We start from the raw sequence: 3,092 nt of genomic DNA on the forward strand, positions 1-3,092 counted from the left end.
TCCAGGCGCGTTCCGCCCCGGCGAAGGCGGTGAGCCGGTCCACCAGCGGGCCCAGCTCCACCCCGTCCGGCCAGGGCGTCGCGGTGCGGAACTCGACCGCGCACCCCACCGGGTAGGTGCGGCCGCCGAACTCGGGCGGCTCGTCCAGCGTGTGCACGGCCTCGCCGGCGGTGCCCTCGGCGATCACCCGGCCGCGGTCGCGGGTCGGGTTCTTGAAGCACCCGCGGGTGGTGTAGAGGAACAGGCCGTCCCCGGGCGCCAGGGCGCGCACCTCGGCGCGCCGGGTGTCCGGGAACGCCATGCGTTGCTCGCTGAGCAGCCACCCGAGGGCCTCGCGGTCCCCGATGACGAGCAGATAATCGGCCACCCGGGCACTCTAAGAGGTCTCCGTCCTGTCGGTGGGCGGCGATACGGTGCTCCCGTCCGGTCGGCTCCGGCCGGACGGAGTGGGGACGGACGTGGTCGGCGTGGGGGAGACGGTGCGGGATCGACCGGGCACGGGAGCGACGGGCGGCGAGGTGCTGACCCGCCGCGCCCTGAACAGGGCCACGTTGGCCCGCCAACTGCTGCTGCGCCGCCACGCCCTCCCCGTGGCCGACGCGGTACACGGGCTCGCCGGGCTCAACGCGCAGAACACCGAACCGCCCTACCTCGGCCTGTGGGCCCGGCTCGACGGGTTCCGCCCCGGCGACCTCGAAGCGCTGCTGCACGAGCGGCGGGTGGTGCGCGGCTGCCTGCTCCGGTACACCCAGCACCTGGTCACCGCGGAGGACTTCACCCGGTGGCGGCCCGTGCTGCAGCCGGTCCTCGACCGGGTGCAGCGCAGCGCGTTCGGCCGCCGCACCGCGGGTGTGGACCTCGCCGAACTCGCCGCCCGGACCCGGGAGACGCTCCGCGGGCGCACGCTCACCCGGCCCGAACTCGGCCGGGAACTGGCGCGGTGGTGGCCGGACCACGAACCGTCGGCGCTGGCGTGGTCGGCGCAGTACCTCGTCCCGATGGTGCATCCGCCGCCGGAGGGCCTCCGGGGCCGGCGCGGCGGCCGCACACCGATGGCCCTGGCCGAGGACCTGCTCGGCGAACCACCGCCCGAACCGGACCCGGAGGCGCTGGTGACCGCCCACCTGGCGGCGTTCGGCCCCGCCACGGTCCGCGACATCGGCGCGTGGTCCGGGGTGACCCGCCTCGGGGAGGTGGTCGACGCGATGCGTCCGCGGCTGCGGGTGCTGCGCGACGAGGCCGGGACCGAGCTCGTCGACCTGCCGGACGCGCCCCGCCCGGATCCGGACACCCCGGCGCCGGTGCGGTTGCTGCCGGAGTTCGACAACCTGCTGCTCGCCCACCGCGACCGGACCCGGGTGCTGCCGGACGAGTACCGGTCGAAGGTGATCGACGGAGCCGCGCACTCCCCGACCGTGCTGGTGGACGGGTTCGTGTGCGGCACCTGGGGTCTCGACCGCACGGACGACACCGCGACCGTGGTGGTGCGGCTGTTCGCCGGGGTAAAGGACACGGTGGAGGCCGAGGTGCGCGACGAGGCACACCGGCTGGCGACTTTCGCCGCCCCGGAGGCCGGACAGCACGCCGTGACGCTGCGCTGACCGCGCGTCCCACCAGGGACCGGCCCGGTCACTTCGCGGTGGGCGACGGACTAACGCCCGGATAACGACCCCTTGTCCCGAACCGGCCGGTCCGCCGCATCCTCGGGGGGCCGACCTCCCGCGTCCGGGGCGTGCGCCCGCGCGGTCGCGGACGTCGGCACCCCGACCGCGACCACGAAAGGGGGGACCATGCGCAGGATCGCTGGTACGGCGGCGGCCGTGGCGCTGCTCGCCGTCGGTGCGTGCGGTGGTGACACCGCCGAGGACGCCACACCCGCGCCGGACGGGACGACGACGAGCGCGGACGGCGGTCCGTCCGCGACGACGGCGACGACGGAGCCCCCGGACCCGTCGTCCGCGCCGGTCTCGCCCGCCGACCCGACCCCGTCGGCAACCTCGTGCGACGTGGTGGACGGGTGGAACGAACGCCCCGACGAGGTGTCCGGCTCGTCGGGTGACGAGCTGTTCCGCACCCGGGTCGGACAGCACCCGTGCTTCGACCGGGTGGTGTTCGACGTGCGCGGGATGGACGAACCGGGCGGTCTGGTCCGCTACGAGCCGGTGGTCCGGGCCGACGGCTCGGGCAAGGAGTACCCGGTCGAGGGAGACGCGACCCTCCGGGTGGTCGTGCGGTCCTCGATCGAGGGGTTCCCGGACGGTCCCCCGGCGCTCGGCAACGTGGGCGACGTGCTGCACCCGACCGACGAACTCGCGGGCTGGGAGGCCCTGCGGGAGATCCGCTACGCGGGTTTCTTCGAGGGCCAGGCCACGATCGCGGTCGGCGTGGACGAGCAGGCACCCTTCCGCGCCTTCACCGTGCAGAGCGAGGACGAGGGCGTGAGCAAGCTCGTCGTCGACGTCGCCCACGAACCGTCCTGACGGCGGAGGGGCGCGTGACGTTCGCCTGCGCGGCCGGGGGCCGTTCCGACCGGTCCGGTCCGCCGGGAGCGGCGGTGTGCATCACCCGTTCGGAGGGGTTTGGACCGAAAGTCGCTTAGCGCGTTCCGGTGGTGTCATCACCCTCTCGACGGACCGCTCACATGGTGGTGTGGGCGGCCCGTGTCCGAGAGAACGGCTGATGGGAGCATCGCCATGTACCTCCGCAGAGCCACCGTCACCGCCGCGGTCGCGGCAGGCAGCATGCTCTGGGCCGCCGGGGGCGCGACAGCGCAACCGGGCGATCTGGACTGTGCGGACTTCTCCAGCCACGCCGAGGCACAGGCCGAGTTCGAGAGCGCCCCCGGCGATCGGCACCGCCTCGACGCCGACGACGACAACATCGCCTGTGAGGCACTGATCGACAACGACGGCACCGACGGCACCCCCGCGCCGGGGGACACCGACGTGCCCGACGAGCAGGACACGCGGGACCCCGCGGCGGTACCGGACAGCGGCGCCGGGGCCGCGGACACCACCGAGGGGCAGGTGGGCGAACTGCCCGCCGGTGGTGTCGAGACCGGGGACGGCTCCGCCGCGGGCGACGGTGCCCCG

Annotated in this window: 4 protein-coding genes; 3 read left to right on the plus strand and 1 reads right to left on the minus strand. The window is 74.8% G+C overall.

Going from position 1 to position 3,092, the window contains the following annotated elements:
* Positions 1-367: hypothetical protein (locus ACTIR_RS26795; protein ID WP_034240480.1), on the minus strand; the 367-nt coding region annotated here is incomplete at its 3' end.
* Between the two features lie 100 nt (positions 368-467).
* Between ACTIR_RS26795 and ACTIR_RS0116220 the strand changes: the two genes are divergently transcribed.
* From ACTIR_RS0116220 to ACTIR_RS23800, 3 genes are all read left to right on the plus strand, one after another.
* Entirely contained in the window at positions 468-1,601 is a 1,134-nt protein-coding gene (locus ACTIR_RS0116220) for a winged helix DNA-binding domain-containing protein (protein WP_233345926.1), read from the plus strand.
* 189 nt (positions 1,602-1,790) lie between these two features.
* Positions 1,791-2,480: an AMIN-like domain-containing (lipo)protein gene (locus ACTIR_RS24880; RefSeq protein ID WP_154663786.1), complete on the plus strand. Its 690-nt coding sequence runs from the start codon at positions 1,791-1,793 to the stop codon at positions 2,478-2,480.
* 213 nt (positions 2,481-2,693) lie between these two features.
* Positions 2,694-3,092: excalibur calcium-binding domain-containing protein (locus ACTIR_RS23800; RefSeq protein ID WP_052583915.1), on the plus strand; the 399-nt coding region annotated here is incomplete at its 3' end.

The sequence above is a fragment of the Saccharomonospora iraqiensis subsp. iraqiensis genome, from assembly GCF_000430445.1.
Taxonomy (GTDB): Bacteria; Actinomycetota; Actinomycetes; order Mycobacteriales; family Pseudonocardiaceae; genus Saccharomonospora; species Saccharomonospora iraqiensis.

Coding starts and splice junctions, on each gene's coding strand:
- ACTIR_RS24880 (WP_154663786.1), top strand. CDS start 1,791: ATGCGCAGGATCGCTGGTACGGCGGCGGCCGTGGCGCTGCTCGCCGTC.